We start from the raw sequence: 1,815 nt of genomic DNA on the forward strand, positions 1-1,815 counted from the left end.
AAGAAATTAATCAAGCGAAAGACCAAGTGACAGCTAAACAACAAGCGTTAAACGGTCAAGAAAACTTAAGAACTGCGCAAACAAATGCGAAGCAACATTTGAATGGCTTAAGTGACTTAACTAATGCACAAAAAGATGCAGCGAAACGCCAAATCGAAGGTGCAACGCATGTTAATGAAGTAACACAAGCGCAAAATAATGCGGACGCATTAAATACAGCTATGACGAACTTGAAAAATGGTATTCAAGATCAAAATACGATTAAGCAAGGTGTTAACTTCACTGATGCAGATGAAGCGAAACGTAATGCATATACAAATGCAGTGACGCAAGCTGAACAAATTTTAAATAAAGCACAAGGTCCAAATACTGCAAAAGACGGTGTCGAAACTGCGTTACAAAATGTACAACGTGCTAAAAACGAATTGAACGGTAATCAAAATGTTGCGAACGCTAAGACAACTGCGAAAAATGCATTGAATAACCTTACATCAATTAATAATGCACAAAAAGCAGCATTGAAATCACAAATTGAAGGTGCGACAACAGTTGCAGGTGTAAATCAAGTGTCTACAATGGCATCTGAATTAAATACTGCAATGAGCAACTTACAACGTGGTATTAATGACGAAGCAGCTACAAAAGCAGCTCAGAAATATACTGAAGCAGATAGAGATAAACAAACTGCATACAATGATGCTGTAACAGCAGCTAAAACGTTATTAGATAAAACAGCTGGTTCAAATGACAATAAAGTAGCCGTTGAACAAGCATTACAACGTGTGAATACTGCTAAAACAGCATTAAATGGTGACGCGCGATTAAATGAAGCGAAGAACACAGCTAAACAACAATTAGCGACAATGTCACATTTAACTAATGCTCAAAAAGCAAACTTAACAGAACAAATTGAACGTGGTACAACTGTTGCTGGTGTTCAAGGCATCCAAGCAAATGCTGGTACTTTAAATCAAGCAATGAATCAATTAAGACAAAGTATTGCTTCTAAAGATGCGACTAAATCAAGCGAAGATTATCAAGACGCGAATGCAGATTTACAAAATGCATACAATGATGCGGTAACTAATGCTGAAGGTATTATTAGTGCAACGAATAACCCTGAAATGAATCCTGATACAATTAACCAAAAAGCGAGCCAAGTGAACAGTGCGAAGTCTGCATTGAACGGTGATGAAAAATTAGCAGCAGCAAAACAAACTGCGAAATCAGATATCGGTCGTTTGACAGACTTGAACAATGCACAACGAACTGCGGCAAATGCTGAAGTGGATCAAGCACCAAATCTTGCAGCTGTCACAGCGGCTAAAAATAAAGCAACATCGTTAAACACAGCGATGGGTAATTTGAAACATGCACTTGCTGAAAAGGATAATACGAAACGTAGTGTCAATTACACAGATGCGGATCAACCAAAACAACAGGCGTATGATACTGCAGTTACACAAGCAGAAGCAATTACTAATGCAAATGGCAGTAACGCGAATGAAACACAAGTTCAAGCAGCGCTTAACCAATTGAATCAAGCTAAAAACGACTTGAATGGTGATAATAAAGTTGCTCAAGCGAAAGAAACAGCAAAACGTGCATTAGCTTCATATAGTAACTTGAATAACGCGCAATCAACTGCAGCAACTAGTCAAATTGACAATGCAACGACAGTAGCAGACGTAACTGCTGCACAAAATACTGCTAATGAATTAAATACAGCAATGGGTCAACTTCAAAATGGTATTAATGACCAAAACACTGTTAAACAACAAGTGAACTTTACAGATGCTGACCAAGGTAAGAAAG

At 37.9% G+C, this 1,815-nt stretch carries 1 pseudogene; it reads left to right on the plus strand.

Annotated elements, in window-relative coordinates:
* Positions 1–1,815, plus strand: a pseudogene (locus IDG60_RS27505) (GA module-containing protein); the annotation flags it as partial.

The sequence above is a fragment of the Staphylococcus sp. EG-SA-2 genome, from assembly GCF_017152085.1.